This is a genomic window from Nonomuraea terrae (genome assembly GCF_044465245.1).
GTDB classification, from domain to species: Bacteria; Actinomycetota; Actinomycetes; order Streptosporangiales; family Streptosporangiaceae; genus Nonomuraea; species Nonomuraea terrae.
Genome location: NZ_JBITLL010000004.1, coordinates 819,319 through 845,507 on the forward strand (window position 1 = coordinate 819,319; position 26,189 = coordinate 845,507).

27 protein-coding genes are annotated in these 26,189 nt (G+C 70.8%); 16 read left to right on the forward strand and 11 right to left on the reverse strand.

Annotated features, from left to right (window positions below; all coding sequences use genetic code 11):
- Positions 1 to 7 precede the first annotated feature (7 nt).
- A complete protein-coding gene (locus ACIBP6_RS22045) occupies positions 8 to 2,347 on the reverse strand; it encodes a GH1 family beta-glucosidase (protein ID WP_397054822.1) in 2,340 nt (779 codons plus the stop codon).
- Between the two features lie 84 nt (positions 2,348 to 2,431).
- Between ACIBP6_RS22045 and ACIBP6_RS22050 the strand changes: the two genes are divergently transcribed.
- The 3 genes from ACIBP6_RS22050 to rocD all read left to right on the forward strand — a co-directional run bounded on the left by ACIBP6_RS22050 (position 2,432) and on the right by rocD (position 5,040).
- Entirely contained in the window at positions 2,432 to 2,914 is a 483-nt protein-coding gene (locus tag ACIBP6_RS22050) for an Lrp/AsnC family transcriptional regulator (RefSeq protein WP_132611164.1), read from the forward strand.
- Positions 2,915 to 3,026: 112 nt separating this feature from the next.
- Positions 3,027 to 3,824, forward strand: coding sequence for a dimethylargininase (ddaH, locus tag ACIBP6_RS22055; protein WP_397054824.1), 798 nt, complete (start codon positions 3,027 to 3,029; stop codon positions 3,822 to 3,824).
- Between the two features lies 1 nt (position 3,825).
- The gene (gene rocD, locus ACIBP6_RS22060; RefSeq protein WP_397054826.1) at positions 3,826 to 5,040 is read left to right on the forward strand and encodes an ornithine--oxo-acid transaminase; all 1,215 of its coding nucleotides are present in this window, start codon (positions 3,826 to 3,828) and stop codon (positions 5,038 to 5,040) included.
- Positions 5,041 to 5,210: 170 nt separating this feature from the next.
- Here rocD and ACIBP6_RS22065 read toward each other — a convergent pair whose 3' ends face one another.
- A complete protein-coding gene (locus tag ACIBP6_RS22065) occupies positions 5,211 to 5,927 on the reverse strand; it encodes a class I SAM-dependent methyltransferase (RefSeq protein ID WP_397054828.1) in 717 nt (238 codons plus the stop codon).
- Positions 5,928 to 5,933: 6 nt separating this feature from the next.
- A complete protein-coding gene (locus ACIBP6_RS22070; protein ID WP_397054830.1) occupies positions 5,934 to 7,487 on the reverse strand; it encodes an alkaline phosphatase D family protein in 1,554 nt (517 codons plus the stop codon).
- 215 nt (positions 7,488 to 7,702) lie between these two features.
- On the opposite strand from ACIBP6_RS22070, the gene ACIBP6_RS22075 reads away from it, so the two are divergent.
- Together ACIBP6_RS22075 and ACIBP6_RS22080 are read left to right on the forward strand one after the other, a co-directional pair.
- Entirely contained in the window at positions 7,703 to 8,980 is a 1,278-nt protein-coding gene (locus ACIBP6_RS22075; protein WP_397054832.1) for a Glu/Leu/Phe/Val dehydrogenase, read from the forward strand.
- A gap of 83 nt (positions 8,981 to 9,063) precedes the next feature.
- Complete coding sequence (locus ACIBP6_RS22080) at positions 9,064 to 9,270, forward strand: hypothetical protein (RefSeq protein WP_132611174.1); 207 nt, start codon at positions 9,064 to 9,066, stop codon at positions 9,268 to 9,270.
- A gap of 33 nt (positions 9,271 to 9,303) precedes the next feature.
- Here the strand turns inward: ACIBP6_RS22080 and ACIBP6_RS22085 are convergent, their stop codons facing one another.
- Entirely contained in the window at positions 9,304 to 9,750 is a 447-nt protein-coding gene (locus ACIBP6_RS22085; protein ID WP_397054834.1) for a MarR family winged helix-turn-helix transcriptional regulator, read from the reverse strand.
- 47 nt (positions 9,751 to 9,797) lie between these two features.
- On the opposite strand from ACIBP6_RS22085, the gene ACIBP6_RS22090 reads away from it, so the two are divergent.
- Genes ACIBP6_RS22090 through ACIBP6_RS22105 form a run of 4 tightly spaced genes read left to right on the forward strand, consistent with a single transcriptional unit; the run spans position 9,798 to position 14,183 of the window.
- On the forward strand, positions 9,798 to 10,877 hold the full coding sequence (locus ACIBP6_RS22090; RefSeq protein WP_397054836.1) for a substrate-binding domain-containing protein: 1,080 nt from the start codon (positions 9,798 to 9,800) through the stop codon (positions 10,875 to 10,877).
- A 54-nt stretch (positions 10,878 to 10,931) separates the two neighbouring features.
- Positions 10,932 to 12,299: an APC family permease gene (locus ACIBP6_RS22095; protein WP_397054838.1), complete on the forward strand. Its 1,368-nt coding sequence runs from the start codon at positions 10,932 to 10,934 to the stop codon at positions 12,297 to 12,299.
- Positions 12,296 to 13,300 (forward strand): acetamidase/formamidase family protein, encoded by a 1,005-nt coding sequence (locus ACIBP6_RS22100; RefSeq protein ID WP_397054840.1) that lies wholly within the window; start codon positions 12,296 to 12,298, stop codon positions 13,298 to 13,300. Before ACIBP6_RS22095 ends, ACIBP6_RS22100 begins: the two co-directional genes overlap by 4 nt.
- 58 nt (positions 13,301 to 13,358) lie before the next feature.
- Entirely contained in the window at positions 13,359 to 14,183 is an 825-nt protein-coding gene (locus tag ACIBP6_RS22105; protein ID WP_397054842.1) for a trypsin-like serine peptidase, read from the forward strand.
- Here ACIBP6_RS22105 and ACIBP6_RS22110 read toward each other — a convergent pair.
- From ACIBP6_RS22110 to ACIBP6_RS22120, 3 genes are read right to left on the reverse strand one after another with little or no spacing between them, the layout of a single operon-like run.
- Positions 14,167 to 15,054: a Gfo/Idh/MocA family protein gene (locus ACIBP6_RS22110; RefSeq protein ID WP_397054844.1), complete on the reverse strand. Its 888-nt coding sequence runs from the start codon at positions 15,052 to 15,054 to the stop codon at positions 14,167 to 14,169. The genes ACIBP6_RS22105 and ACIBP6_RS22110 overlap by 17 nt on opposite strands.
- On the reverse strand, positions 15,051 to 15,962 hold the full coding sequence (locus ACIBP6_RS22115; protein ID WP_397054846.1) for an NAD-dependent epimerase/dehydratase family protein: 912 nt from the start codon (positions 15,960 to 15,962) through the stop codon (positions 15,051 to 15,053). The genes ACIBP6_RS22110 and ACIBP6_RS22115 overlap by 4 nt, the downstream gene beginning before the upstream one ends.
- A gap of 2 nt (positions 15,963 to 15,964) precedes the next feature.
- A complete protein-coding gene (locus ACIBP6_RS22120) occupies positions 15,965 to 16,318 on the reverse strand; it encodes a YrdB family protein (protein WP_397054847.1) in 354 nt (117 codons plus the stop codon).
- 119 nt (positions 16,319 to 16,437) lie between these two features.
- On the opposite strand from ACIBP6_RS22120, the gene ACIBP6_RS22125 reads away from it, so the two are divergent.
- The 6 genes from ACIBP6_RS22125 to ACIBP6_RS22150 all read left to right on the forward strand — a co-directional run bounded on the left by ACIBP6_RS22125 (position 16,438) and on the right by ACIBP6_RS22150 (position 21,432).
- A complete protein-coding gene (locus ACIBP6_RS22125) occupies positions 16,438 to 17,130 on the forward strand; it encodes a TetR/AcrR family transcriptional regulator (protein ID WP_397054849.1) in 693 nt (230 codons plus the stop codon).
- 24 nt (positions 17,131 to 17,154) lie between these two features.
- Positions 17,155 to 17,484 carry a PadR family transcriptional regulator gene (locus tag ACIBP6_RS22130; protein WP_397054851.1) on the forward strand — a complete coding sequence of 110 codons (330 nt, stop codon included), beginning with the start codon at positions 17,155 to 17,157 and terminating at the stop codon, positions 17,482 to 17,484.
- Positions 17,484 to 18,344: a hypothetical protein gene (locus ACIBP6_RS22135; RefSeq protein WP_397054853.1), complete on the forward strand. Its 861-nt coding sequence runs from the start codon at positions 17,484 to 17,486 to the stop codon at positions 18,342 to 18,344. Before ACIBP6_RS22130 ends, ACIBP6_RS22135 begins: the two co-directional genes overlap by 1 nt.
- Positions 18,345 to 18,476: 132 nt before the next feature.
- Entirely contained in the window at positions 18,477 to 18,689 is a 213-nt protein-coding gene (locus ACIBP6_RS22140; protein WP_397054854.1) for a hypothetical protein, read from the forward strand.
- Complete coding sequence (locus ACIBP6_RS22145) at positions 18,686 to 20,848, forward strand: hypothetical protein (RefSeq protein WP_397054856.1); 2,163 nt, start codon at positions 18,686 to 18,688, stop codon at positions 20,846 to 20,848. The genes ACIBP6_RS22140 and ACIBP6_RS22145 overlap by 4 nt, the downstream gene beginning before the upstream one ends.
- Positions 20,845 to 21,432, forward strand: coding sequence for a hypothetical protein (locus ACIBP6_RS22150; RefSeq protein WP_397054858.1), 588 nt, complete (start codon positions 20,845 to 20,847; stop codon positions 21,430 to 21,432). Before ACIBP6_RS22145 ends, ACIBP6_RS22150 begins: the two co-directional genes overlap by 4 nt.
- A gap of 24 nt (positions 21,433 to 21,456) precedes the next feature.
- On the opposite strand, the gene ACIBP6_RS22155 is transcribed toward ACIBP6_RS22150, so the two are convergent.
- Positions 21,457 to 22,023 (reverse strand): histidine phosphatase family protein, encoded by a 567-nt coding sequence (locus tag ACIBP6_RS22155; protein ID WP_397054859.1) that lies wholly within the window; start codon positions 22,021 to 22,023, stop codon positions 21,457 to 21,459.
- A gap of 159 nt (positions 22,024 to 22,182) precedes the next feature.
- Entirely contained in the window at positions 22,183 to 22,761 is a 579-nt protein-coding gene (locus tag ACIBP6_RS22160; protein WP_397054861.1) for a hypothetical protein, read from the reverse strand.
- Positions 22,762 to 22,909: 148 nt separating this feature from the next.
- Here ACIBP6_RS22160 and ACIBP6_RS22165 point away from each other — a divergent pair, with 148 nt between their 5' ends.
- Entirely contained in the window at positions 22,910 to 23,398 is a 489-nt protein-coding gene (locus ACIBP6_RS22165) for a DUF5946 family protein (RefSeq protein WP_397054863.1), read from the forward strand.
- A 128-nt stretch (positions 23,399 to 23,526) separates the two neighbouring features.
- Here ACIBP6_RS22165 and leuA read toward each other — a convergent pair whose 3' ends face one another.
- Both leuA and ddaH (ACIBP6_RS22175) read right to left on the reverse strand, forming a co-directional pair.
- Positions 23,527 to 25,230 (reverse strand): 2-isopropylmalate synthase, encoded by a 1,704-nt coding sequence (leuA, locus tag ACIBP6_RS22170; protein WP_397054865.1) that lies wholly within the window; start codon positions 25,228 to 25,230, stop codon positions 23,527 to 23,529.
- A gap of 180 nt (positions 25,231 to 25,410) precedes the next feature.
- The gene (ddaH, locus tag ACIBP6_RS22175) at positions 25,411 to 26,157 is read right to left on the reverse strand and encodes a dimethylargininase (protein WP_397054867.1); all 747 of its coding nucleotides are present in this window, start codon (positions 26,155 to 26,157) and stop codon (positions 25,411 to 25,413) included.
- Positions 26,158 to 26,189 lie beyond the last annotated feature (32 nt).

The window sequence follows — 26,189 nt, forward strand, 5'->3', positions numbered from 1 at the left end:
GAGCGGGCTATGCCGACTCTCTCACCACCAGCCGCGTGGGGAGCACCACCGGGGTCGTGGACCGGCCTTCCAGCCGGGACAGCAGCAGCCGGGCGAGCGCCAGCGCCTGGTCGGCGACCGGGACGCGGACGGTGGTGAGCGCCGGGGTGGTGGCCGAGGCGGCGTCGCCGTCGCCGAAGCCGACGACCGCGAGGTCCTCCGGCACCCGCAGGCCCGCCTCCCGCGCCCCGCGCAGCGCCCCGACGGCGAGCTGGTCGGTGGCGGCGAAGACGGCGTCGAGTGACGGGTCGTCGGCGAGCAACCGCCGGGTGGCCGCCGCCCCCGAGTCGCGGGTGAGGTCGGCGAAGGCGAGGTGCGGGCGGAGCCCGGCACGCGCCAGCGCCGCCCGGTGTCCTTCCAGGCGGTCCTGGACGGTGACCAGGTCCATGGGTCCGCAGACCATGCCGATGCGGCGGCGGCCGGCGGCCAGCAGGTGCTCGGTCGCCGCCACCGCGCCGCCGGCGTTGTCGACGTCCACGTACGGCACCAGCGACGTGATCGCCGGCTTGCCCAGCAGCACGACCGGCACCCCGGTGCGCGCGAGCCGCTCGGCGAGCGTGTCCGCCCGCTCGGGCGGCAGCAGCACGATGCCGTCGACCTGCCCGGCCTCGACGTGGGCGACGATGCGCCGGTGGCTCTCGGCGGTGTCGGCGAGCATGAGCGTGATGTGCTTGCCGGCGCCCTCCAGCACGCTGGTGACGTACTGGACGACGGCGGCGGTGAGGGCGTCGCCGCCCGGCCGCGGCACGGACAGCACCAGGGCCACCGCGTTCGTCCGGCGGGTGACGAGGCTGCGCGCGGCCGCGTTGGGGACGTACCCGACCTCGTTGACCGCGCGCAGCACGGCGGCCCGCACCTGCGCGCTGACCGCCGCCTCGCCGTTGACCACGCGGGAGACCGTGGCCCTGGACACCCCGGCACGGGCGGCCACCGTCTCCAGGGTGGGCCGTTTCGGCCGGGTCGGGGGCAGGGCGCCGCGTCGGATGACGTCGCGGTACCACAGCGCGCTGTCCTTGGGCCGCCGCCGCTGGGTGGCGAAGTCGACGTGGTAGAGCCCGAACTTGCGCCGGTAGCCGTCGGCCCATTCGAGGTTGTCGAGCAGCGTCCAGACGAGATATCCGCGCACCCGCGCGCCGTCGTCGATCGCCGAGCGCACGGCCCGCAGGTGCTCTTCCAGGAAGTGAACGCGGTCGACGTCGTGGATGCCGTCGCCGGTGACCACGTCCACGAAGTCGGCGCCGTTCTCCGTCACCATCAGGTCGAGGTCCGGGTACTCGCCGGACAGGCGGCGCAGCAGCCTGGTGAGGCAGTCGGGCACGATGGGCCAGCCCATGGCGGTCACGGCGGTGGGAACCGTGCAGAACAGGACGCCTTCGCTGCCCGGCCACGCGGGGTCGGCGGGCTCGCTGGGCTGGGCCTGCACGACCAGCGGCGTGTAGTAGTTGACGCCCAGCAGGTCGAGGGGCTGGTTGATGATCTCCAGGTCGCCGTCGCGCACGTGGCCGAGATCGCCGCAGGCGCGCTCGACGACCGGCAGCAGCTCGTCGGGGTAGGCGCCGCGCAGCAGCGGCTCCAGGAACTGCCGGTTGGCCAGCACGTCGATCCTGGCCACGGCCTCGGCGTCCTCCTCGGCGAGCGGCCTGGCCGGGTCGCCGACCTGGGCGGGCGTCATGACGGGCGAGATGTTGAGCACCGTGCCGACCTTCGCGGCGCCGGCCGCGCGCAGCGCCCGGGCGCCGAGCCCGTGGGCGAGCAGCAGGTGGTGGGCGCTGCGGAAGGCGTCGGCGGGCGAGGTGCGGCCGGGCGCGTGGCGGCCGGCGCCGTAGCCGAGGAAGGCCGCCACCCACGGCTCGTTCAGGGTGAACCACGTGTCCACGCGGTCGCCGAGCCGCTCGTGCACGGCCGCGGCGTAGTCGGCGAAGCGGTGGGCGGTGTCGCGGGACGGCCACCCGCCGAGGTCCTCCAGCGCCTGCGGCAGGTCCCAGTGATAGAGGGTCGCGTACGGCGCGACGCCCGCGCCGAGCAGCTCGTCCACCAGCCGGTCGTAGAAGTCGAGCCCGGCCGGATTCACCTTCTCGCCGTCGGGGAGAACCCGCGCCCAGCTCACCGAGAACCGGTAGGCGGAGACGCCGAGGTCCCGGATCAGCCCCACGTCGTCGCGGTAGCGGTGGTAGTGGTCGCACGCCCCGGCGTGATCGGCGAGGAACGCGTCCCAGATCGACGGCCCACGGCCGTCGGCGGACGTCGCCCCCTCGATCTGGAAAGCCGACGTCGAAACCCCCCACACGAAACCATCGGGGAAACTCATCCTCGCGCGTACCTTTCCTTCACATGTCAGCGCGCCCAGTCTCCCGCGTCGCGCGCCTGCCTGGCCACGCTGTATACAGGGCGCGTGGAACTGGACCGGCTCGATCGTGACATCATCGCGGCACTCGTCGACGACGCCCGCGCCACCTACGCCGAGATCGGCCACCAGGTGGGGCTGAGCGCGTCGGCCGTCAAGCGGCGGGTCGACCGGTTGCGGGAGAGCGGGGCGATCACGGGGTTCAGCGCCCGGGTCGCGCCGCAGGCGCTCGGCTGGACGACGGAGGCGTACGTCGAGCTGTTCTGCCAGGGCAAGACCAAGCCGTCCGACATCGCGCTGGCCGTCTCCCGCTACCCGGAGGTGGTGGCGGCGGCGACGATCACCGGTGAGGCCGACGCGCTGCTGCACATCAGGGCCACCGACGTGGGCCACGTGGAGCGGGTGATCGAGCGCATCGCGGCCGAGTCGTTCGTGGTGCGGACCAAGAGCTCCATCGTGCTGTCGAGGCTGGTCGACACGCCTCCGGGGGCCGTGCCGGACGCGCGCAACGAAACAGCGGTCACCGGCTGACAGACGCAACAGACCTGCGCGAACGCGCAATATCACCCTCTTGGCCCGCGCATCAGGGCGTTCCTAGGCTGTTCCCTGCATTTCCCCTGCTCAGTTGCGCGATGGAGCCTGCATGCCCAAACACTTCCTCATGTGCCGCCCCGACCACTTCGCGGTCGAGTACGCCATCAACCCGTGGATGCACCCCGAGTCGGGCGCGAACCGCGACGTCGCGGTCCGGCAATGGGAGAGCCTGAAGGCGGCGTACGAGGAGCTCGGTCACCGGGTGAGCCTGATCGACCCGATCGAGGGGCTGCCCGACATGGTGTTCGCCGCCAACGGCGCCCTGGTGGTGGACGGCCGGGTGTACGGCGCCCGTTTCGCCTTTCCGCAGCGCGCCGCCGAGGGTCCCGCGTACCTGCGCTGGTTCGCCGAGCGCGGCTACCCGACGCTGGAGGCGTCCCGTGTCAACGAGGGCGAGGGCGACTTCCTCACTCTCGACGACGTCATCCTGGCCGGCACCGGCTTCCGCACCGACGTCGTCGCCCACCAGGAGGCGCAGGAGTTCCTGGGCCGGCCGGTGATCTCCCTGACCCTGGTCGACCCGCGTTTCTACCACCTCGACACGGCGCTGTTCCCGCTCGACGGGCACAACGTCGCGTACTACCCGGAGGCCTTCTCCCCCGGCAGCCGGGAGGTGCTGCGGCGGATGTTCCCCGACGCGGTGTTCGCCACCGCCGAGGACGCCGAGGTGCTCGCCCTCAACGCGGTCAGCGACGGCACGAACGTGGTCGTCAACGCCGAGGCGTCGAATCTCCAACTGCAGCTCAAGCGGCGTGGCTACGAGGTGATCCCCGTCGATCTGTCGGAGCTGCGCAAGGCAGGCGGGGGTCCCAAGTGCTGCACACTGGAGATCAGGGGGGAGAACTGACATGACCACCAGCGCAGAGCTGATCGATTTGAGTGAGCGCCGCAGCGCGCACAACTACCACCCGCTGCCCGTGGTGATCCACGAGGCGCACGGCGCCTGGGTCACCGACGTGGACGGCAGGCGGTATCTCGACTGCCTGTCCGGCTACTCCTCGCTCAACTTCGGCCACGGCAACCAGAAGATCATCGACGCCGCGAAGGAGCAGCTCGACCGGCTGACGCTGACCAGCCGGGCCTTCTACCACGACCAGTTCGCGCGCTTCTGCGCCGGGCTCGGCGACCTGACGGGCAAGGACATGGTCCTGCCCATGAACACCGGCGCCGAGGCCGTCGAGACCGCCATCAAGGTGGCGCGCAAGTGGGGGTACGAGGTCAAGGGCGTCGAGCCCGGGCAGGCCAACATCATCGTGATGGAGGGCAACTTCCACGGTCGTACCACCACGATCGTCAGCTTCTCCACCGATCCCGACGCCCACGACAACTTCGGCCCCTACACGCCGGGCTTCCGGATCGTCCCGTACGGCTCCGCCGAGGCGATCCGGCAGGCGATCGACGCCAACACCGTGGCCGTGCTGGTCGAGCCGATCCAGGGCGAGGCGGGCGTGCTGGTGCCGCCGGACGGCTACCTCACCGACGTGCGCGAGCTGTGCACGGCCGAGGGCATCCTGATGATCGCCGACGAGGTCCAGTCGGGCCTCGGCCGCACCGGCCAGACGTTCGCCTGCGACTACGAACGGGTCGTGCCGGACATCTACGTGCTGGGCAAGGCGCTCGGCGGCGGGGTCGTGCCGGTCTCGGCCATCGCGGCCGACCGCGACGTGCTCGGGATCATCCATCCGGGGCAGCACGGGTCCACGTTCGGCGGCAACCCGCTGGCCTGCGCGGTCGCCATCGCCGTCATCGAGCTGCTGAACACCGGCGAATACCAGGCCAGGGCCGGCAAGCTCGGGGAGGTGCTGCACGCGCGGCTGCGCGAGCTGGTCGGCAAGGGCGTGGTGGAGGTGCGCGGGCGCGGGCTGTGGGCCGGCGTCGACATCGACCCGGAGATCGCGACCGGGCGTGAGGTGTCGAAGGCGCTGCTCAAGCGCGGCGTGCTGGCCAAGGACACCCACGGCTCCACGATCCGCCTGGCTCCGCCCATCGTCGTCTCCGAGGACGACCTCCACTGGGCGATCGACCAGCTCGCCGACGCCGTTTACGAGCTCAAGAACCCTTAACTCTCTTACGGCTCCGCCGGGCGGGCCCCATCCGCCGTCCATGGCCGGGCCCCGTCCAGGGAGACGCTCCTCGGGCGCACCGACCGGGCGCCGTCACGGCGCCCGGTCACCGTCCGGGTGGTCATCCCGGCGCCCGGTCTTCGGAGCTGCGGGCGCCTCGCCCGGTCGCGTCAACCGGGCAGGTGCCACACCTGCATCCCCTCGGGCGCCGGTGACCAGCTGAACCCGCTCTCTTTGAGCTCCGACGCCAGCACCCCGGTCGACGGCCAGTGGTTCGTGCTGACCACCTCGTCCTCGCTGATCACCACCCCGCGCTGCCTGACCCGGTAGACGAACCGCGACGTGACGCTCTCCCCCGCGACGCCCAGCACCTGCGCCGCGATCTCGTACGTGTGCCGCCCGACGTCGTACGAGCCCACCGGCTCCAGTGTTCCTGGCACGGGCGTGGGACGGTCGCGCCAGTTGAACACCAGCCGCCCGCCCGGCCGCAGCTGCCGGGCCAGCACCCGCCACAGCTCGGCCCGTTCGGCGGCGGGAAAGCTCTGCAGCACCGAGATCATCACGGCGGCCTCGACCGGCCCGTCCACCTCCGCGTCGAGAGCGCCGCACGGCAGCACGGTCACGCGGCGGCGCGTCCCCGGATCCGCCGCCAGCCGCGAGAGCAGCACGGAGCGCATGCCGAGCGACGGCTCCAGCGCGTAGATCTCGCCGGGGGTCGAGCGGGCGATGACCTCGGTGATCAGGCCGGTGCCCGCCCCGATCTCGATGACGCCGTGCCGCACGCCGGCCAGCAGCGGCGGCAGCAGTTCGCGGAGGACGAGCACGTGCCCGTCCTCGTGCAGGAGGTCGTAGAACGGGACGGCGGCGGAGAGCGGATCAGCGTTCACGAAGGTTCAGCGTAGATCGGCGGAGTCGATCCGTTCGACGGTTTTCCCGTTGGCGGCGTACCAGGTGACGTGGCCCGGCAGGGTCAGCGTGCCGACGGCGTTCTGGAACCAGGGGCCCTTGGTGATCCGCCACCGGAACGGCGGCCGCGGGACGCCCGCCAGGCGCGCGAGCAGGCCGCCCACCAGCGTGGCGATCCCGAACTGGGTGACCACGTTGGCCCAGCGCAGCAGCGGGCCGAGCGGGTTGCGGATCGGCGAGCAGACGATCTGGTGGATGCGGCCGGCGCCGGCCTCGGCCAGGTAGGAGAAGTGCACGTCGCCCGAGAGGATCAGCACCGGCCGCCCCACCTCGACCAGCAGCCGGGAAAGGTCGTCGAACGACCTGCGGAAGGCCGCCCAGTGCTCCAGGTCGACGGCCTGCCGGAACGTCTCCGACCACCGCCGCACGACCGGCCCCCACCTGCCGTCGCACAGCGCCTCGTTCCAGCTCTGCACGCCGTGCACGCCCTCGGGCAGCAGGAAGGGGATCGACGAGCCGATGATGAGCCGTTCGGCCGGCCGCCTGACCTGCTCCTCCAGCCAGGCCCACTCCACCGGGTCGAGCATGCGGCGGTCGCCGGGGGTGAGCTGTCTGGCGCAGCGGGTGTCCACCATGATCAGGCGGTCCGGCCCGAGGTCGCGGGCGTAGCTCCAGCGGTTGCTGCTCGGCTCGGCGTCGGCCTTCTCGGCGAACGCGTCGAGCGCCGCGTCGGCGTCGCCCTCGCCGGACATGAGCATGCGCAGCAGCGGTTCCTCGGCCCGCTCGGCCGGCGAGAGGTTGCCGAGGTGCTGGTAGATCCAGTACGCCCCGAGCCCGGCCACCACCCGGCGCCGCCACCACGGCGTCGCGGCCATCTGCTCGCGCCAGGTCTGCGAGGTGTTCCAGTCGTCGCGCACGTCGTGGTCGTCGAAGATCATCGCGGTCGGCACGGTGGACAGCAGCCAGCGGATCTCGGGCTCGGTCCACGCCCGGCGGTAGAGCTCGGCGTACTCCTCGAAGTCGGCGATCTCGCCCTGCGGCTCGGTGTCCCGGCGGGAGCGGATGAAGTCCAGCATCTCGGGCGAGGGGCTGTCGGCGTAGACCTGGTCGCCGAGGAGCAGCAGCAGGTCGGGCCATTCCTCGTCGCCCGACTCGGCGAGGTGCAGGCCGTAGGCGCGCAGCGCGTCGTGGCCGTGCGTGCGTACGTGTGCGGCGTCGTGCGGGACGCTGGTGCGGCACGAGCCGAACGCCAGCCGGCGCCCCCCTTCCTGGCGCGGCAGCCTGATCCGGCTCGGCGGCCGACCCGCCTGCGGCCATACGCGCTCCCCGTCGAGCGTGACGGAATACGACGCGATATCCTGGGACAACTCAACGAGATCCACGATCGCGTAGTGGTGACCGTGCACGGTGAAGGTAGGCGACCGGTAAGTCCTGCCGTCCGCCTCGACGGCGACCGTGCAGGGATCGGCGGTTTCCACCCAGATCGAGGCGCTGGCCGAATCGACGTGACGCAGCAGCGGCCCCACCACGAGTGCGGGCATTCGACCCCCCGATTCGACGATCCGGCACACTCTCGCCTGCGACACTGCCAGAGTGGCACGGTCGGCGGCGCCTGATCACCGGCTTGGATTTTCCGGCAACAACTAGCAAGGTCAAACGCCCCGCTCTAGGATGATCGTAACAAGTGCGCCCAAATGGGAAAGGCAATGGCGCTTTTCCCGCCAAACGGGCGCAAATAACAGGAGGATTCTCTTCCATGAGCATCATGGTGCCGTCAACGACGCCGGCCCTGATCACTCCAGGTCGCCAAGCGCTCGATTCCGCTCTTCACCAGTTCGACCAGGCCGCCGGGCATCTCGGGCTCGACGACGGGCTCCGCACGATGCTGGCCACGCCCCGCCGCTCCCTGACCGTCTCGGTCCCGGTGCGCCGTGAGGACGGCCGGCTCGACGTCGTCCAGGGTTTCCGGGTTCAGCACAACGTCTCACGCGGCCCCGCCAAGGGCGGCCTGCGTTTCCATCCCACGACCGACCTCGACGAGGTCACCGCGCTCGCCATGTGGATGACGTGGAAGTGCGCCCTGGTCGGCATCCCGTACGGCGGTGCCAAGGGCGGCGTGGCCGTGGACCCGGCCGGGCTCACCACCCGCGAGCTGGAACGGCTCACCCGGCGCTACGTCAGCGAGATCATGCCGCTGATCGGCCCGGAGAAGGACATCCCCGCGCCCGACGTCGGCACCGACGAGCAGACGATGGCGTGGATCATGGACACCTACAGCGTGAGCGCGGGCTACTCGGTGCCCGGCGTCGTCACCGGCAAGCCGACCACGCTCGGCGGCTCGCTCGGCCGTACGGGCGCCACCTCGCGCGGCGTGCAGATCGCGGCGCTGGCCGCGCTCGGCCGCTCGCCCGAGGGCGTCACCGTGGCCGTGCAGGGCTTCGGCAAGGTGGGCGCGCTCGCCGCGCAGTACCTGTCCGACGCCGGCTGCAAGATCGTCGCGGTCTCCGACGTCACCGGCGCGGTCCACGCCCGCGGCGGCCTCGACGTGGCCCGGCTGCGCGCGTACGCCACCGAGACAGGGGGTGTGCGCGGCTTCCACCACGCCGACGCGCTCGACCGCGACGACCTGCTGGAACTGGACGTCGACGTGCTCGTCCCGGCCGCGATGGAGAGCGCGATCACCGAGGTCAACGCGCCCCGGGTCCGCGCCCGGCTGATCGTCGAAGGCGCCAACGGGCCCACCACGCCCGAGGCCGACGAGATCCTCGCCGCGGCCGGCACCACGGTCGTGCCCGACATCCTGGCCAACGCGGGCGGGGTGATCGTGTCGTACCTGGAGTGGGTGCAGAACATGCAGGCCTACTCGTGGGGCTCCGGCGAGGTCGAGGTCAAGCTGCGCGACCTCATGCTGGGCGCGTTCTCCGACGTGCGGTCGCTGGCCGCCGAGCGCGGCCTGACGCTGCGGCAGGCGGCCCACGTCATCGGCGTGGGCCGGGTGGCCGAGGCGCACCAGATGCGCGGCCTCTACCCGTGAACACGGGTTGAGCGACTTTAGTAGCACGGGGCTCGCCCAAGGTTCGACGCCGGGGCGGGCCCCGTGGTGCGAGGGTGGTCGCCATGAGAGGGATTCTCGGCGTCATCGCCTTCATCGCCATCGTCCAGGGGCTGGGCGGGTTCATCGGCCGCATGTGGTTCGACCGCGAGTGGGGGTTCCTGCACCGGGTGGTGGGAGAGCTGCCCCTGTGGGGCTATCTGGGGGTGGCGGTGGCCGGCGTCGCGGTGGCGGTCGCCGCCGACAGGGCCAAGAAGAGCGAGCACGGGTGAGCGCTCGGCTCGTCCGCCCGCCGGCCGCGGGAGTCAGACCTTGAGGTCGGTCTCGTCGAGCGCCCGCACGAGGCTCTCCAGATCCCGCATGAGCTGAGCGGTGCGCTCGCGCCCCAAGACGCCGGCGATCACCGCCTGCTGCTCGGCCACCGCGCCGTCGACCCGGGCGAGCAGCTCGGCCCCCCGCTCGGAGACGAACACCGCCACCCGTCGCCGGTCGCCCTTGGCCGGCCCCCGGTAGACCAGCGCCCGGTCGATGAGCCGGTCGACGGCCTTGGTCAGCGTCGGGTGCGGCATCAGCACCGCCTCGGCCAGCTCCCCCATCGACTCGCCCCGGCCGTCGGCCAAGGCCCTCATGATGCGCCACTGCTCCACGGTGAGGTCTTCGCCGGCCAGCGCCGCGGCCAGCCCCCGGTTGACGCTGCGCTCCGCACGACTGAGCTGGTAGGCGAGTGAGGACCCGAGGCCGGAGACGGTCATGAGGGGGGTCCTTTCGTCGGGGGGCTACCAAGGAGGATACTCGTCAGGTGGCGGCGACCGTCGATCCGCTCGAAGCGCGGCTCCTTCCTTCCGACTCGGTGAGAATCGCCCTGGTCGTTCCCGTCTCGGGCGTGCTCGGCCTGATGGGCCCGTGCGCGATCAACTGCGCCCTGCTGGCCGCCGAGGAGGTCAACGCCCGCGGCGGCGTCCTCGGCCGGCCCGTGGAGCTGGTGCTCATCGACGGCGGCCGGCCCGCTCCCGAGGTGGCGGCCGAGATCGATGCGCTGGTCCGCACCGGGACCGTCGCGGCGGTGGCGGGCGCCCACGCCAGCGACGTGCGCCTGGCGGTGGTGGCCGCGATCGCCGGGCGAGTGCCGTTCGTCTACGCGCCGCCGTACGAGGGCGGGGGGCACGCGCCGGGCGTCTACTTCCTCGGCGAGACCCCCGGGCGGCAGCTCGCGCCCGGCATCGAGTGGCTGGCCGGCGCGCGGCGGGCGCGCCGCTGGTATCTGCTGGGCAACGACTACATCTGGCCGCGCCTGGTGCACGCCAGCGCCCGCCGGCGGCTGCACGCGGCAGGCGCGGGCGTGGTGGGCGAGAGCTTCGTCCGGTACGGCGAGGCCGTGCGGTGGCTGGAGCGGGTGGCCGACGCCCGTCCCGACGCGATCCTGCTCACGCTGATCGGCAGCGACCTGGTGGCGTTCAACCGGGCGTACGCGGCGGCCGGGCTGCGGGCTGCGCGGCTGTGCGGGGCGCTGGAGGAGCACGGCCTGCTGGCCATCGGCGGCGACGCCACCGGTGAGCTGTACGCGTCGATGGGCTACTTCCACGCCCTGCCGACCGAGGCGGGGATCGGCTTCGCGCAGCGGTACGCCGCCCGGTTCGGCCCTGACGCCCCCATGCTCAACGCCCACGGCCACGGCTGCTACGAGGCCGTCGCCGTGCTCGCCGCCCTGTCCGCCCGAGCCGGTTCCCTGGCCGTTCCGGAGCTCGACGCGGTCGCCGACGGCACCGCGATCACCAGCGCCCGGGGCACGCTCACGCTGGCGAACCGCCAGGTGCGCCACCCGGTCCACCTCGGCAGGGCGGACGGATTGCAATTCTTTCTACAGAAAACTTTTCGATAGAAAAATTTTCCTCTAAGGTGCGTATCGCCCCACACGCACCCGAGGAGCCGCTCGATGAGCTCAATCGAAGAGTTCGGCTACCGCCAGGAACTCCAGCGGAGCCTGAGCTTCGCCGACCTGATGATCTACGGCCTGATCTTCATGGTGCCGATCGCCCCCTTCGGCATCTTCGGCAACGTCTTCGCCACCTCCCACGGCATGGTCGCCCTGGCCTACGTGGTCGGCCTGGTCGCGATGGCGTTCACCGCGCTGTCGTACGCCCAGATGGCGCGGGCCTTCCCGATGGCGGGCTCGGTCTACACCTACGCGGGCCGCGGGATCGCCGCGCCCGTCGGGTTCATGGCGGGGTGGTCGATCCTGCTCGACTACCTGCTCGTGCCGTCACTGCTGTATTTGATCGCCAGCGTGGCCATGAACACCTTCATCCCGGTGATCCCGGTCTGGGGGTGGGTGGTGGCGTTCGTGGTGCTCAATACCGTGGTCAACTACCTGGGCATCCAGATGACGGTCAAGATCACCCGCGTCATGCTGGTCGCCGAGCTGGTCGTGCTGGCGATCTTCCTGGTCGTCGGCGGCGTCGCGCTGGCCCACGGCAAGGCGCAGACGGGCGCGTTCACGCCGTTCTTCGACTCATCGTCGTTCACCTGGAGCGTGGTGTTCGCGGCGGCGTCGGTGGCCGTGCTGTCGTTCCTGGGGTTCGACGGCATCTCCACGCTCGCGGAGGAGAGCCGCGAGGACGCCCGCCGGCTCGGCCGCTCCATGGTCGCCGCGCTGGCCCTGGCCGCCGTGCTGTTCGTGGTGCAGACGTGGGTGGCGGCGCTGCTCACCCCGGACCGGGCGCGGCTGATCGCCCAGGGCGACGCCGACGGCCAGGCGTTCTACAACACCGCCGCGTACGCCGGAGGCGCGTGGTTGTCGGTGCTCACCGCCGTGGCCACCGCCATCGCCTGGGGCTTCGCCAACTCCCTGGTCGCCCAGGCGGCCACCTCGCGCCTGCTGTACGCCATGGCCCGCGACCGCCAGCTGCCCGCGTTCCTCGCCAAGGTGCACCCCAAGCACCGGGTGCCGGTCAACGCGACCTTCCTCGTGGCCGGGATCTCCCTGGTCATCGGCATCTTCATGAGCACCCGGGCGCAGGGCATCGGCGAGCTGAGCTCGCTGGTCAACTTCGGCGCCCTGACCGCCTTCCTGCTGCTGCACATCGCCGTGGTGGTCCACTACGTGGTGCGGCGGCGCAGCACGAACTACTGGGCGCACCTGGTCGCGCCCGCGATCGGCTTCGCCGTCCTGGTCGCCGTCGTGATCAACCAGAACGTCGCGGCCCACTGGGTCGGCGGCCTCTGGCTGGTCGTCGGCCTGATCGTCCTCGCGGCCTCGTACGCGTCCGGCCGCCGTCCCGTCCTACCGTCGGAGGTTCAGTGAGCGTCTTGTCGTACCGCCCCTCTCCCGAAGAGCTGAGCTACACCTTCGGTGGCCGCCAGGCGGTCGCCGAGGTACGGCCTGGCACGATCATGGAGCTGTACACCGAAGACTGCTTCGGCGGACGGGTCCGGACGGTGGACGACCTGCCGTCGCGGGTGTGCGAGTTCCCGTTCCTCAACCCGGTGACCGGGCCGTTCCACATGACGGGCGCCGAGCCGGGCGACACGCTGGCCCTGCACTTCGTCAAGATCACCCCGGCCCGTGACTGGGCGGTGTCGACCACGTTCCCGCACTTCGGCGCGCTGACCACCACCCACACCACCGCCATGCTGCACCCGCCGCTGGAGGAGCGGGTGTGGCGCTACGACATCGACCTCGACAGGAACGTGGCCGTCTACCACGCCCGCAAGAGCGACTTCAGCGTGGAGCTGCCGCTCGACCCGATGCACGGCACGGTCGGCGTGGCCCCCGCCGCGAACGAGGCCCGCATGACGATCACGCCCGACGCGCACGGCGGCAACATGGACACCCCGGAACTGCGCGCCGGTGTCACCGTCTACCTGGGCGTCAACGTCGAGGGCGCGATGTTCTCGATCGGCGACGGCCACGGCCTGCAGGGGCACGGCGAGGTCTGCGGCACCGCCGTGGAGTCGGCCATGAACACCGTGGTCGCGGTCGAGCTGATCAAGGGCGTGGCCACGCCGTGGCCGCGGATGGAGGACGACCTGCACGTGATGTCCACCGGCTCGGCCCGGCCGCTGGAGGACGCGTACCGGATCAGCCAGCACGACCTGGTCACCTGGACCTCGGAGCTGACCGGGCTGGACACCCTCGACGCCTACCAGCTCGTCAGCCAGGCCGGGCAGGCGCCGGTGGGCAACGTGTGCGACACCAACTACACGATGGTCGCGAAACTGCCCAAGGCATACCTGGGTGCCACGACCGTGTACGAGTCGGTGCACGCCCGGTTGCGTGCGGCGGGTTCGGCGTACACAAGTTGAGGTAAACATTGGACCGCGCAGGTCAGAGCACTGATCATGGTCGCCGTAGAGTGTGATCGTGCTCAGGTTGGTGCTGTCTTTGGTCCTGCTCGATCCAGCCGCCGTCGCCGAGGTGTCCCAGGGCAACGTCCCCGTCCCCCGCGTCATCACCCCCGACGGCGACCGCCTGGGCTACGCGCCGGTCCCGCGCCCCTACACGGGGGCGCGGCGGCTGACGGGGGTGCTGCTCGGCAGCGACCCGGCGACCCGCACCGACGTGCTCTGCGGGGGCACGGTGATCAACTCACGCAGCCGGAGCCTGGTGCTGACCGCGGCCCACTGTCTCTACCACAACGGCCGGATGCTGAAGCGGCTGGCGTTCCTGCCGGCCTACGACCGGGGAAGGCCGCCGCTCGGCGTCTGGCCGGTCGTGCGCGCGTGGGTGCCGGCCCGCTGGCGCAGCCGGCCGTACTCCGCCGACCTGCTGCCGTACGACGTCGGCCTGGTCGGCGTCGAACGCGGCAAGCGGCCGCTGGAGGCGGTCACCGGGCGGGGCCTGGAGGCCATGCGCACCACCAGGGGCACCAACCTGCGCGGCCTGGAGCTGCTGGGCTACCCGATGGGCCGCGGCTACCCGGGCACCGCGCTCTACCGGTGCCTGGGCGACACCGTCGAGGCCGTCTCCAAGGGCCCGGGGCTGATGGTCACCCGCAACTGCCACGCCGCCGCCGGCGGCAGCGGCGGCCCCGCGCTGTACGGCGGCGCGGTGGCGGGCATCGTGTCGTCCTCCAGCCCCATGAAGGACGACAAGGGCTACACCGTGCTGACCAGGCTGGGGGGCAGGCCGTTCGAGCGGATGTTCGCCAGGGCCGACCGGGAGATGCGGCTCAGGCGGCCTGGCTGACGATCTCCTCGCAGAGCGCGTGGCTGGCCAGCGCGTCGCCGGCGTCGACGCGGCGGCCGTCACGCACGGCGGTGAGGAACTCCAGGCAGACCTGCTCGATGCCGCGCTGCCGGGCGACCGGCACCCAGTCGGGCCGCCGGGCGAGCGTCTCGCCGCCCCGGTAGTCGACGACGTCGCCGAGGTTGACCACGCGCCGCTTGACGCCGTCGCCCATGACCTCGCAGCTCTCCTCGGAGGCGCCGCTCACCCGGTTCATCACGCCGAGCGCGGTGAAGCCGTCGCCCGACAGCTCCAGGACGATGTGCTCGATCAGGCCGTCCTTGACGCGGGTCCTGATCGTGGTGCCGGTGACCTCGCCGGGGACGAGGAACCTCAGGGTGTCGGCCACGTGGATGAAGTCGTCGAAGACCGCCCGGCGCGGCCGGTCGGGCAGGTTGTCGCGGTTCTTCTCCATGACCACGAGGTGGCGGGGCAGGGCCGCGAGGGCGGCGTAGCCGGGGGCGCGACGGCGGTTGAAGCCGACCATCAGCGACCGGCCCTCGGCCCGCGCGAGGCTGACGAGGTGCTCCGACTCGGCCAGGGTGTAGGCGATGGGCTTGTCGACGTACACGTGGACGCCCGCGGCCAGCAGCGGCTCGACGATCTCGGGGTGGGCCTCGGTGGCGGCGTGCACGAACGCCGCGTCGACCCCGGCCTTGAGCACGTCGTCCACGCTGGTGGACCGGGCGGCGATCCGGTGCGCGTCGCCCAGCCGCGCCAGGCGCTCGGTGTTACGGGTGCACAGGTGGAGGTCGAGGCCGGGCTGGGCCGCCAGCACCGGCAGGTAGGCCTTCTCCGCGATGTCGCCGAGGCCGATCATGGCTATCTTCACACGTCGAGCGTAGCTTTCAGCGCCTCGCCGACCGGGGTGGGCGCCATGCCGAACGTGCGCTGGAAGGCAGAGGAGTCCAGCACGTACGGCGCGGTGAACTGGTACCGGATGTGTCGCATCTCCCCCAGCATGGGCGAGAACAGCCCGGCCGCCCTGAGCGCCGGCCACGGGATCCGCATGTACCGGGGCGCGGACCGGCCCAGCAGGCCGGCCATCCGGTCCCCCATCTCGCGGAAGGTCAGCGGCTCGGCGGTCGGCACGTGCCACGCACGGCCCCAGGCCCGTTCGTCGGTGCCGGCGATGATCAGCGCGTCGGCCACGTCGGGCAGGTACGTCCAGCTGTGCGGGATGTCGCCCGGCCAGATGAGCGGGATGGTCTTGCCCGCCCTGAGCGGCACCTGGAAGCGGTCACCCAGATAGGACTGGTCGGTCGCGCCGGGGCCGTAGTAGTCGGAGCCGCGCACCTCCGTCGCCCTGATCCGGCCGGCCTCGTGCGCGGCCAGTGCCTCCTGCCAGATCCGGGCCCGCACCTGGGCCTTGGGGCTGGTCGAGGCGAGCGGCAGGTCCTCGGTCATGGGCACCGGGACGGGCCCGTACGGGTAGAGGTTGCCGAGGATCACCAGGGCGGCGCCGCTCGCCTCGGCGGCGGCCAGGAACGACGCCGCCATCGGCGGCCAGTCGGTGAGCCAGCGGTGATATCGCGGGTTGACGCAGTTGTACAGGGCGTCGGCCCCGCGCGCGATCTCGATCATCCGGGCCTGGTCGGCGACGTCGGCGGCCACCTTGACCGCCCCGTCGGGGCCGCTGCCGGAGCGGGTCACGACGGTGACCTCGTGTCCGCGGGCGAGGAGTTTGCGGGCCAGGTGGGTGCCGACCTGACCGGATCCGACGACGACGTGCTTGCCCATGTTCAGACCTCGTTCCAGAAGATGCGGAGGACCGCGTTGACGACGAAGAGCGCCGCGAAGACGGCGGCGGAGGTGACCAGGCCGGAGGCGTAGAGCGCGAGGGCGCCGCCGCCGAACCAGACGATCTCCAGTGCGGCGCGGGCCAGACCGGTGAGGGGGAAGGTGGCGTTCGCGCCGCCGCCGGCCCCGAACAGCGCCCAGGCGGCCACGAACAGCGCCGGGCCGCCGAGGCCGGCCAGCAGTTTGACCCCCCAATGGGGGCTCACGGTGAAGCCCCAGTAGGCCACGGAGGCCAGCACGCCCAGTTCCAGCAGGAACATCAGCAGGGCGTTGGCGTTCTTGGCGAGGGTGATCATGTGAGCACTCCATGGTGGTGACTGCCGTTCGCTTACGAGAGCAATGCTCTCTCATGAGAGCGGCATTCGTCAAGAGCGGTGCTCTCGTTTCTTTGCACCGCTCTGGTAGCCTGCTGAGCATGACAGCCAGCCGTACCGCCAGAGAACGCGTCAGGGCGGAGCTCATCAGGGAGATCACCGACATCGCACGCCGTCAGCTCGCCACGGACGGCGCCGGCGGCCTGTCGCTGCGGGCCGTCGCCAGGGAGATGGGCATGGTCTCCTCGGCCATCTACCGCTATTTCCCGAGCCGCGACGACCTGCTCACCACACTGATCATCGACGGCTACAACGCCATCGGCGAGGCCGTCGAGCGGGCCGAGGCCGCCTGCCCGCGCGACGACTTCGCGGGGCGGTGGCTGGCGGCCTGCCACGCGCTGCGCGACTGGGCCGTGGCGCACCCGCACGAGTACGCCCTGCTCTACGGCTCCCCCGTGCCCGGCTACCACGCGCCGCAGGACACGATCGCCGCCCGCGTCCGGGACGTGACCGTGCTGGGCGGGATCGTCTCGGACGCCTGGCGCGCGGGCGCGATGCGGGCTCCGGCGATCGAGCCGCCGGCCGAGCTCGAAGGGGAGGCAGCCGGCGTGCGCGAGCACATGCCCGGAGTCCCCGACGGCGTGGTCTGGCAGACCGTCGCGGCCTGGACGGCGTTGTACGGCTGGCTCAGCTTCGAGGTGTTCGGCCAGTTCAACGGCACGATCGAGGATCGCCGGGCGGCGTTCGACCACTCGATGCGGCTGACGGCCGCGACCATGGGACTTGCTCAGTAGGACTTACTAAGTTTTACTGAATACATGGCACGGAGAACCCCCGAGCTCGGGCGCTTCACGGACGTGGCGTTGCTCGTGCTCATCAGCCTCGCCGAGGGGCAGAAACACGGTTACCGGATGATCAGCGACATCGAGCAGTTCTCGGGCACGTCGCTTGAGCCCGGCACGCTCTACGGGGCGCTGATGCGGCTGGAGGAGCGCGGCTGGATCGAGCGCGTCGAGACGACCGAGCGGCGCAAGCCGTACCGGATCACCGACGCGGGGCGGGAGTCGCTGGGCGAGCAGCTCGCCACACTGCGCCGCGTCGAGCAGGCCGGCGCGCGGCGCGCGGGGCTCGCCTGGGGGGTGGCGTGATGCGCCTGCTCGCCGCCCTGCTGCTCCACCTCTATCCGCAGCCGTGGCGGCGCCGCTACGGTGACGAGGTCGCCGACCTGGTCGCCGCGCGGCCGGTCCGCCCGCGCACACTCTTCGACCTGGCCGGGGGCGCCGCCGACGCGTGGCTGCATCGCCGGCGCATCCCCGGGGCCACGCCTTTCCGGGTCCCGCCGGGGCTGGCGCTGCCCTTCGCCGCGTACACCCTGGTCCTGCTGTGGACCCCTGGCGTGAGTGACGCGACGAACCTGCGCGGCGTCTGGGCCCTGGCGGCCGACCACGGCTCGATCGCGCAGCGGCTCGCCGAGACCGCGACGTCGTTGTTCGTCGTGGCGGGCGTGCTCGGCCTGTTGTCCCTGGCGCCCCTGGCGACCACCGCGTTCCCGGCGCTGCTCGGCTCCGGCACGGTCACGCGCGAGGCGGCGCGCCGGGTTCTGCTGTCCGTCCTGGTCGCGACCGCTCTGGCGGGGGTGTTCTTCATCGTCTTCCACCGGCTTGCCCGATCCCCCGCCGGGCCGCTGGGCGATGCGATGGCCGGTGGTTTCGTCGTCCCGATCATGCTGGCGCTGGTGCTGCTCGCGCCCACGATCGCGGCCCGGGCTCCCGGGTTCGCGCCCGACGTACGAGCGTGCGGCATCCAGCTCGCCCTAGCGGCCATCTGCACCACCCTCGCCTGGCTCGCCGCGGGCGCATTGCTGGCGCTCGGCCTCGCCGAGGCGTCACAGGGGTTCCTCACGGCGGTGGCGGCCGGCGCAGTGATCAGCATCGGCATGGCGACGCTGACCGCGAGAAACGTGATGCGTAATTCGGGAAAATCCGCCGAGCTCGCTTTTGTCAGATAATTCGTCGAGCGAAATTCGCATGGCCCGATAACTTTCACGTCCATGGACCTTGGTCTTTTGATGTGGGGTTGATTAGCGTGTGAATCCGTGGGAGGGCGCCGTTCTCCCGCTCACACGCACAAGGGGATCACCGTGACGCGGGCCGTGGTGGAGCGGATCCGGCGGCTGTCGGAAGAGCACTGGTGGGCGCTGCACAGCTCGTGCCGCCTGATGGCGAACGGCGCCTGGGTGGGGCCGGCGGGCGCCCGGTTCGCCGCCCAGGTCCACGCCGACCAGCGGGAGCTGCGGGAGCTGCTCGAAGAGGCCGTGCACAGCGCGAACGCCGCGCTCCAGGACCCGGCATGACGGAGTTCTCCGGGGTCAGGCTGCCCGACTTCGACACGATGGCGAGCAGGCACACCGAGGCGGCGGCGCGGCTGGAGGCGCTGGCGCAGGCCCTGCACCACGAACTGCGCGGCGCCGGGCTGGACCCGTCTCCGGCGGTGCGACTGCGGCAGCTGGCCGGGCGGGCCACCGCGCAGGCCGAGGACCTGCGGCGGCGGCAGAGGCTGGTCCACGAGTTGCAGCGCCGGCAGGTCACGTTCGGCAGGAGCACCCCGGCCGGGAGCTACCTGGAGCTGCCCGACGGCCTGGAGGCGACCCAGGGGCTGCTGGACGGGACGCTGGCGGGGCGTGCCGCGCTGAAGGCCGCCGACGGGGACACCGCGGCGCTGGCCGAGCTCTTGAGCTACGCGTCGCGAACCGGCGATGCGGCGTTCGCCACGACGTTCCTGGGTGTGCTGGGCGCAGCCGGGGTGACCCGGCTGCCCGGCGCGCTCGCCGTGCGGCTGCGCGACGCCAAGGCCCGTGGAGACGCGGCCCTCCTGGGCCGGCTCTCCGGCCAGGGCAAGAAGGCTCTGCTCCTGCTGAGCACGGCTCTGGCCACGGCCACCGACCCCGGTTTCCTCGCGGACCTGGTGAAACACGGCCGGGCTCAGCACAGGGTGGGCGGCACGACGTACTCGGGGTATCAGGCGCAGGCGCTCATCTGGCGCGCCCACGACGGGAGGCCGCCGTACTCGAAGGAGTTCATGGAGGTCGTCGGGCGGGACGTGATCGTCCACGAGTACGAGCAGCGCCAGGACGCCTGGGCGGCGAGCGACGACGCGCTCGGGCACCTCTTCGGCGGCAGGCGACTGCCCGTCGCGGATCTGGCCGGCGCGCTCGGCCTCGGCACCCTGCTTCGACCCGGTACGCACCTGGGCGCCATGACCTCATCGGTGGTCGACGACCTGTTCCACGCGGCGAAGTACAGCCGCGAGACCTCCCAGGCGCTGCTCGCCCACACCCCTGCCGGGTGGCAGGAGTCCGTGCTCGACCACCTGCTGACCACCCGGTGGGACGCCGCCCGCCACTGGGGCGACCACACGCCGTTCAACGAGCTGCTGGTGACCGCGACGACCGGTCAGGACGCGACCTCCAGGAAGCTGGCCGCCGAGCTGGCCAAGCTCCTCGCCGACGAGGTCCGCGGCGCCTTCGCCACGTCCGGAACCGGCAACCTGGAGATCAGAGACCGCGACTCGTTCGACCGCTACACGCCGTTGAGCCTCCCTCTGGCCCGTGCGCTCGCCGCCAACATCGACCAGCTTTCCCGGCTCTACCTGAACCGCGCGACCTTCGAAAAGGTCACCCCCGAGGACATGTCCTACGCCCTGGCCCTGGCCACCTCGAACGACGCCGGATTCGAAGCCCTGATCAGAGCCCAGACCGAACACATGCGCGCCGCCCTCGACACCGTCCCCCCGGTCGGCCTCACCACTGCCAACGCCGAACACCTCGGTTTCACGCAGGCCGACGTCGAACGCTTCGACCTCGACGGGGATGGCCGGATCACCAAGGACGACGTCAAGGAGTTCCTGACAGACCGGATCGTGGAAGAGGCACGCCCCTTCAACCACATCGTGGAGACCCGCCGCCAGGTACTGATCGCCCAAGGGATGGACGACAAAGAGGCGGACAAGGAACTCACGACCATGGTGAGCGACGCGATCGGGCTGCTGCCGGTGCCGGGAGCCACGTGGGCGAGCCGACTCGCCACCGGCGCCTTCGGTGAACTGCTCGGCAACGGGTACGAGAAGCTCGCCGGGGCCGCGCACGACGATCTCGCCGACCATGTCGCCCGGAGAATGTCCGCGCGGGCCTTGGACGAGACGCATCAAACGGTGCGGGACAACCGGCAAGCGGTGGAGAGACTCGCAGAACAGATGCTCGCCACGGCCATGCTGAACAAGGGCCTGCTCGACAATATCGATCTGGAGCAGAAGTCATTTGCGACCGGAAATCCGCCTTCGATCAAGTCTTTTGCCGAGATGAGTCCGCAGGATTACAGCCGATTCCTTACGTGGGCTCGGGAATCAGGAGGAAGCAGCGATTTGCTCGATCGTTTCGGCAGCAGCTTCCGCACGACGAGTCAGGTAGACGACTATCTCGGGCTTCAGATTCCCTCGTCTGGAGGCAACAGATGAGGCGCGCCCATCCAGCCACGCTGGCTGCCCTGGTTTGGCTCGCCGCAGCATGCACCCCGAAGACCGACATCGCCTCCACGCCCGCCCCAGCCCAAGAGCCGATCACCGATTCTGCGCCCTACGTCTGCGGACTCATCCCTGAACAAGCATTTCGCCTGGTCAGCGGAGTGACCGAGCCTCTCACAGAGAAGACAGACGGCAGCCGAAGGGATGGCGACTGCTGGGCACCGGACACAACCCCGCGCCCGCTGGAAGTGCGGTGGATGCAGGAAGGCGAGGGGATGCCGCGCGAGCAGCTGGACTTTGTCCTCGATGACAGGCGACAGGTCTACAGAAGACATGGCGGCGTCACGCTTCCGGCCGACCTCGGGGACGGCCTGGCCGCATATCTGACGTCCTCGCCCTTTGCCGACCAGCCCTATCGAGTAGTCGCGAAGTTCCAGTGCGACGACAAAGAGCAACTGATCACCATTTATCTCGCCCGGGTCGCCGAAGGGCGGGATGGGATCAAGGATCTGGTGGAGCTTATGCGGGTTGCGCAGAAGCGCTACGGCGAGGTCTACCGGTGCGCCCCCGGCTCCTAGTGCTCCAGCCGTCCGCAGCGATCTTCAGTCCGGCCGGGGATGACGCTGCGGCGCCCGGAAGAACTCAACGCCGACAAAGTGCCCATCGGTGAAGCCGAGGCGAACGCCATCGCAGTGTGCGAACGGCGTTCCCCACGTGTCGTGCGGAGCGTCCGGCAAACACGCTACCAACGCCAGCTCGATCGCCCCTCCGTGCCCGATCAACAGCGCGGACCCGCCCTCCGCGACACCAGCCACCGTCTCCGCCCAGATCGTACGGTGGGTCTCGGCCACGGCCGCCGCGGCACGGCCCTTCCGGATGATGTCCGCGATCTGCCGGTACGGCTCGGTCCATTCCCACTGAGCATGCCGGGGGATCTCTCCGGAGACGTAGCCTGACGGCATCTCCATGGTGTCGTCGACGGCGAACCCCATCGCGACGGCGGTCTCGACCGCTCGTGGGGACGAACTGGTGACGACGCGCTCGTAGGGGCCGATTCCAGAACCGATGAAACGGGCCAGGGCGATGCCGTCAGCCGACAGATGGGATCCCCGGCCGCGTATCGCACCTTTCTTGGTCAAGCTGTGTCGGCGCACGTCCAGCCAACGCATGAAACGTCCTCCTTGACAAGGCGGTGTGGTGGGCGAGTACAACGAACACCTGCGGCCACCCCGATCACGACTGTTGTGCCGGCAAACGAAGATCATGAGGTGGTGGCAGGCGATAGCGTACGGCCGCACCAGCGAAGATCGCCGTCTGGAGCCGGATCACTAGTACTCCAGGCGTGAATCGTGGTGCGACGGCCGTGGCTGCGTGGTTGGCCAGTGGGTGGCGGCGATGACGTCGCGGGCGATGTCGGTTACGGAGCGGCCGTCGGTGGGGATGCGCACTGCCGATGAGGGCGCGTTGGCGTCCAGGTGGCGGGCCATGGCGGCGCTGCGGGTCAGGTGCGGGTCCAGTTGGCTGCCGATCTCGCGGGCGCCGAGGCGTTGCCGGGCGGTCGTGTCATCAGCGGTCAGGAGTACGGAGGTGATGCGGGGTGTGCCGCCCATGGCGCGGGCGATGAGGTCGGGCTCCAGGATGGAGACGGTGTTGGTGTAGATGAGCCTGCGGTATCCCAGCGCGGCGTAGTTGCGCCAGATGGCGGCGAGGTTGGCCTCGGTCAGCTTGGCTCGGTGCGGATCGCCGGGCGGGGCGGGGAACGCCTGGTCCAGGTTGTCGCCCTCGATGAGGCAGTGCGCGACGCGAGCAGCCTGTAGTTGCGCGGAGACCTCCCATCCGACGGTGGTCTTGCCGACTCCGGCACGTCCGCCGATCAGTAACGCTTCGAACAGGGCGACGTCGTGCACAGGCGGTCTCCACGTGATCAGAGGGCCGAAGGCGTCTCCGGCGGTGACCACGGGATCATAACTACGTCGCGGGCCGGCTCGGCAAGGGCGATGGTCTGCCGGGAAATCCCGTCGACAAAGCTGTTGGTGGCCGCCTAGGTTGCAGGCCATGGCTGATGGTGCTGGCGTGAGCCGGTGCGAGTGCGGTGCGGCGGCCGGGCCGCTGGGCGTGTGCGTGGACTATTTCCACGCGATCCTGGCGGAAGAGCAGAGCGATCCTCAGATGTACAGGTGGCATGCGCCTGTGGTCTGCGTTCATCTCCTGCAGCATCCTTCACAAGCGCATGAGAGCTATCGCGACGGTCAGTTCCGGCTCCTGCAGTTCTACCTGGACAAGGGCCTTGACGCGCTGCTGCGTCTGACGGCGCGTCAGGTGGCGCGGAACAATCACCGGGCACGATCGGGCTACGACATGGCGTCGTTGGAGGCCTACGCGCCGCTCCCTCAGGGCGAATCCCCCAGGAGCTTCCGCGCCACGTTGTGCGGGTTGCCGTTCAGGGACGGGAGCTTCACGGCGGATGGGCACCCGGCCTATGGACGCCGCATCCAGGCCATCGCCGAAGCGACCGTGGAGTCCTGGAGATCCATCGAGGGCTGATACGACTCGGCCGCGACACCCCTGGGTCGGGGGACGCGGTCGAGTGAGTGGTGTGCTGCCTTGTGGGCGCCTACCAAGGGGGCCGGGACCCGGCAGGTCGTGCCGGGGCCGGCCGGAAGAGCCGTGGGTCAGCGGGTGGCGCGGTTGACGGCGGAGATGACGGCCTTGAGGGCGGCGGTGGTGGCGTTGGCGTCGATGCCGACGCCCCACAGCACCTGCCCGGCGACGTCGCACTCCAGGTAGGAGGCGGCCTTGGCGTCGCTGCCTGCGCTCATCGCGTGCTCCACGTAGTCGAGCACGCGGACGTGGACGCCGATGGACGCGAGCGCGTCGGTGAACGCCGAGATCGGGCCGTTTCCGGCGCCCGAGATCTCGCGGATCTCCCCGTCGAAGCGGACGTCGGCGCTGATGCGGTCGTCCTCACCCGTGGACTCCGACCGGTGGGCCATGAGGCTGAGCCGGCCCCAGCGGTGGGCCGGGTTGGGCAGGTATTCGTCGCGGAAGATCTCGTACATCGCGGCGGGCGTGACCTCGCCGCCCTCGGTGTCGGTGCGGGCCTGCACGACCTTGGAGAACTCGATCTGCAGCTTGCGCGGCAGGTCGAGCTGGTGGTCGGACTTCATGATGTAGGCGACGCCGCCCTTGCCCGACTGGCTGTTGACCCGGATGACGGCCTCGTAGCTACGGCCGATGTCCTTCGGGTCGATCGGCAGGTAGGGCACCGCCCAGGTGAAGTCGTCGACCGGCACGCCGGCCCCGGCGGCGTCGTGTTCGAGGTGCTCGAAGCCCTTCTTGATGGCGTCCTGGTGGGAGCCGGAGAAGGCGGTGTAGACCAGCTCGCCGCCCCAGGGGTGGCGCGGGTGGACGGGCAGCTGGTTGCAGTATTCGGTGACGCGGCGGATCTCGTCGATGTCGCTGAAGTCGATCTCGGGGTCGACGCCCTGGGAGAACAGGTTCATCCCGAGGGTGACCAGGCAGACGTTGCCGGTGCGCTCGCCGTTGCCGAACAGGCAGCCCTCGATGCGGTCGGCGCCCGCCATGTAGCCCAGCTCGGCGGCGGCCACGGCGGTGCCGCGGTCGTTGTGCGGGTGGAGCGACAGGATGATCGAGTCGCGGTGCTTGAGGTGGCGGTGCATCCACTCGATCTGGTCGGCGTACACGTTGGGCGTGGCCATCTCGACCGTGGCCGGCAGGTTGACGATGACCTTGCGCTCGGGCGTGGGCTGCCACACCTCGTTGACGGCGTCGCACACCTCGACCGCGTATTCCAGCTCGGTGCCGGTGAACGACTCGGGAGAGTACTGGAAGTGCACGTCGACGTCGGTGGCGTCGGCGAGCTTCTTGACCAGCTTGGCGCCCTCCACCGCGATGGCGGTGATGCCGTCCTTGTCCTGGCCGAAGACGACGCGGCGCTGGAGGGTGGAGGTCGAGTTGTACAGGTGGACGATGGCCTGCCCGGCGCCCTCGATGGCCTCGAAGGTGCGCTCGATCAGCTCGGGCCTGGCCTGCGTCAGCACCTGGATGACCACGTCGCCGGGGATGCGGTCTTCCTCGATGATCTGGCGGACGAAGTCGAAGTCGGTCTGCGAGGCGGCCGGGAAGCCGACCTCGATCTCCTTGTAGCCCATGCGTACCAGCAGCTCGAACATCTTGAGCTTGCGGTGCGGATCCATCGGGTCGATCAGTGCCTGGTTGCCGTCGCGCAGGTCTACCGCGCACCAGCGGGGCGCCTTGGTGATGACCTTGTCGGGCCAGGTGCGGTCGGTCAGCCGGATCGGCTCGAAGGGCTGATAACGGTGGATCGGCATACGGCTCGGCTGCTGAGCGGTCATTGCGGATGCTCCTCGTCGGACTGCTGTGGAAGGCGGCCGACGCGCACGACTCGCTCCGCGGCGAGGGAGCCGGCCTTAAAGGCCCCCGCCGCGGCAGCTAAGAAGAAGACCGCGCAGCATGTCATGCACGTTACCAGACGTCTCGCGATGCGCTGCGCGTGATCTCAGATGGTGAGAAGCTCAGTCCGTGACCAGCACGCTCAGGCAGGTCACGCACCCTTCGAGCTTCTCGTACTCGGAGATGTCGACCGTGGTCACGGTCAGTCCGCGCTTCTCCAGCATGGCCGCCGTCCGGGGGGCCGAGGCGGCCAGCAGGACGCGGTCGCCGCCCAGCGGCACGACGTGGGCGCCGGCCTCCTCCTCCGGCACGAGCAGGCCGGGCAGGTCCACGTGGCGCGGGTCGCCGATGAGGGTGCCGTCGGGCAGCGCGGTGACGGCCGACTTCAGGTGCAGCACGCCGTTCAGGTCCACGGGCACGACCGTGCGCTCGGGCAGGAGGGCGGCGAGTTGGGTGATGCCCTGGGCGTTGGTGCGGGCGGACCTGCCGACGTACACGGTGGGGCCGCTCTGCAGCACGTCGCCGCCGTCGAGAGTGCCGGGCCGCGCGATCCTGACCGCCTTCATGCCGAGGTCCCGCACGACCTGGGCCACGGAGTCGACCTCGGGCCGCCGTTCCACCGCCCCCGGCCTGGTCAGTACGGCGAGCCGCCCCGACACCACGAGCGTGTCCTCCACGAACGGCGCGTCGGGCAGGTCGTCGGCGGGTGGCACGTGCACGGTCCGCCAGCCGGCCGCGGCGAGGGCGGCGACGTAAGCGTCGTGCTGGGCGGCGGCGCGTACGGGATCCACCGGTTCGCGCTGGATGTGGGTGACGATGCCCTCGGCGATACGGGGGCCAGGTTTCCTTACCAGCGCAATACCAGACATAGGGCGTGTTCTATCACGCCATAGGTAGAGTC

What these genes read in the sequence shown, in the direction of transcription:
- ACIBP6_RS22045 (WP_397054822.1), bottom strand. Translation starts at nt 2,347, where the DNA reads ATGAGTTTCCCCGATGGTTTCGTGTGGGGGGTTTCGACGTCGGCTTTC.
- ddaH (WP_397054824.1), top strand. Translation starts at nt 3,027, where the DNA reads ATGCCCAAACACTTCCTCATGTGCCGCCCCGACCACTTCGCGGTCGAG.
- rocD (WP_397054826.1), top strand. Translation starts at nt 3,826, where the DNA reads ATGACCACCAGCGCAGAGCTGATCGATTTGAGTGAGCGCCGCAGCGCG.
- ACIBP6_RS22070 (WP_397054830.1), bottom strand. Translation starts at nt 7,487, where the DNA reads ATGCCCGCACTCGTGGTGGGGCCGCTGCTGCGTCACGTCGATTCGGCC.
- ACIBP6_RS22075 (WP_397054832.1), top strand. Translation starts at nt 7,703, where the DNA reads ATGAGCATCATGGTGCCGTCAACGACGCCGGCCCTGATCACTCCAGGT.
- ACIBP6_RS22080 (WP_132611174.1), top strand. Translation starts at nt 9,064, where the DNA reads ATGAGAGGGATTCTCGGCGTCATCGCCTTCATCGCCATCGTCCAGGGG.
- ACIBP6_RS22085 (WP_397054834.1), bottom strand. Translation starts at nt 9,750, where the DNA reads ATGACCGTCTCCGGCCTCGGGTCCTCACTCGCCTACCAGCTCAGTCGT.
- ACIBP6_RS22095 (WP_397054838.1), top strand. Translation starts at nt 10,932, where the DNA reads ATGAGCTCAATCGAAGAGTTCGGCTACCGCCAGGAACTCCAGCGGAGC.
- ACIBP6_RS22115 (WP_397054846.1), bottom strand. Translation starts at nt 15,962, where the DNA reads ATGGGCAAGCACGTCGTCGTCGGATCCGGTCAGGTCGGCACCCACCTG.
- ACIBP6_RS22120 (WP_397054847.1), bottom strand. Translation starts at nt 16,318, where the DNA reads ATGATCACCCTCGCCAAGAACGCCAACGCCCTGCTGATGTTCCTGCTG.
- ACIBP6_RS22125 (WP_397054849.1), top strand. Translation starts at nt 16,438, where the DNA reads ATGACAGCCAGCCGTACCGCCAGAGAACGCGTCAGGGCGGAGCTCATC.
- ACIBP6_RS22130 (WP_397054851.1), top strand. Translation starts at nt 17,155, where the DNA reads ATGGCACGGAGAACCCCCGAGCTCGGGCGCTTCACGGACGTGGCGTTG.
- ACIBP6_RS22135 (WP_397054853.1), top strand. Translation starts at nt 17,484, where the DNA reads ATGCGCCTGCTCGCCGCCCTGCTGCTCCACCTCTATCCGCAGCCGTGG.
- ACIBP6_RS22145 (WP_397054856.1), top strand. Translation starts at nt 18,686, where the DNA reads ATGACGGAGTTCTCCGGGGTCAGGCTGCCCGACTTCGACACGATGGCG.
- ACIBP6_RS22150 (WP_397054858.1), top strand. Translation starts at nt 20,845, where the DNA reads ATGAGGCGCGCCCATCCAGCCACGCTGGCTGCCCTGGTTTGGCTCGCC.
- ACIBP6_RS22155 (WP_397054859.1), bottom strand. Translation starts at nt 22,023, where the DNA reads ATGCGTTGGCTGGACGTGCGCCGACACAGCTTGACCAAGAAAGGTGCG.
- ACIBP6_RS22165 (WP_397054863.1), top strand. Translation starts at nt 22,910, where the DNA reads ATGGCTGATGGTGCTGGCGTGAGCCGGTGCGAGTGCGGTGCGGCGGCC.
- leuA (WP_397054865.1), bottom strand. Translation starts at nt 25,230, where the DNA reads ATGACCGCTCAGCAGCCGAGCCGTATGCCGATCCACCGTTATCAGCCC.
- ddaH (WP_397054867.1), bottom strand. Translation starts at nt 26,157, where the DNA reads ATGTCTGGTATTGCGCTGGTAAGGAAACCTGGCCCCCGTATCGCCGAG.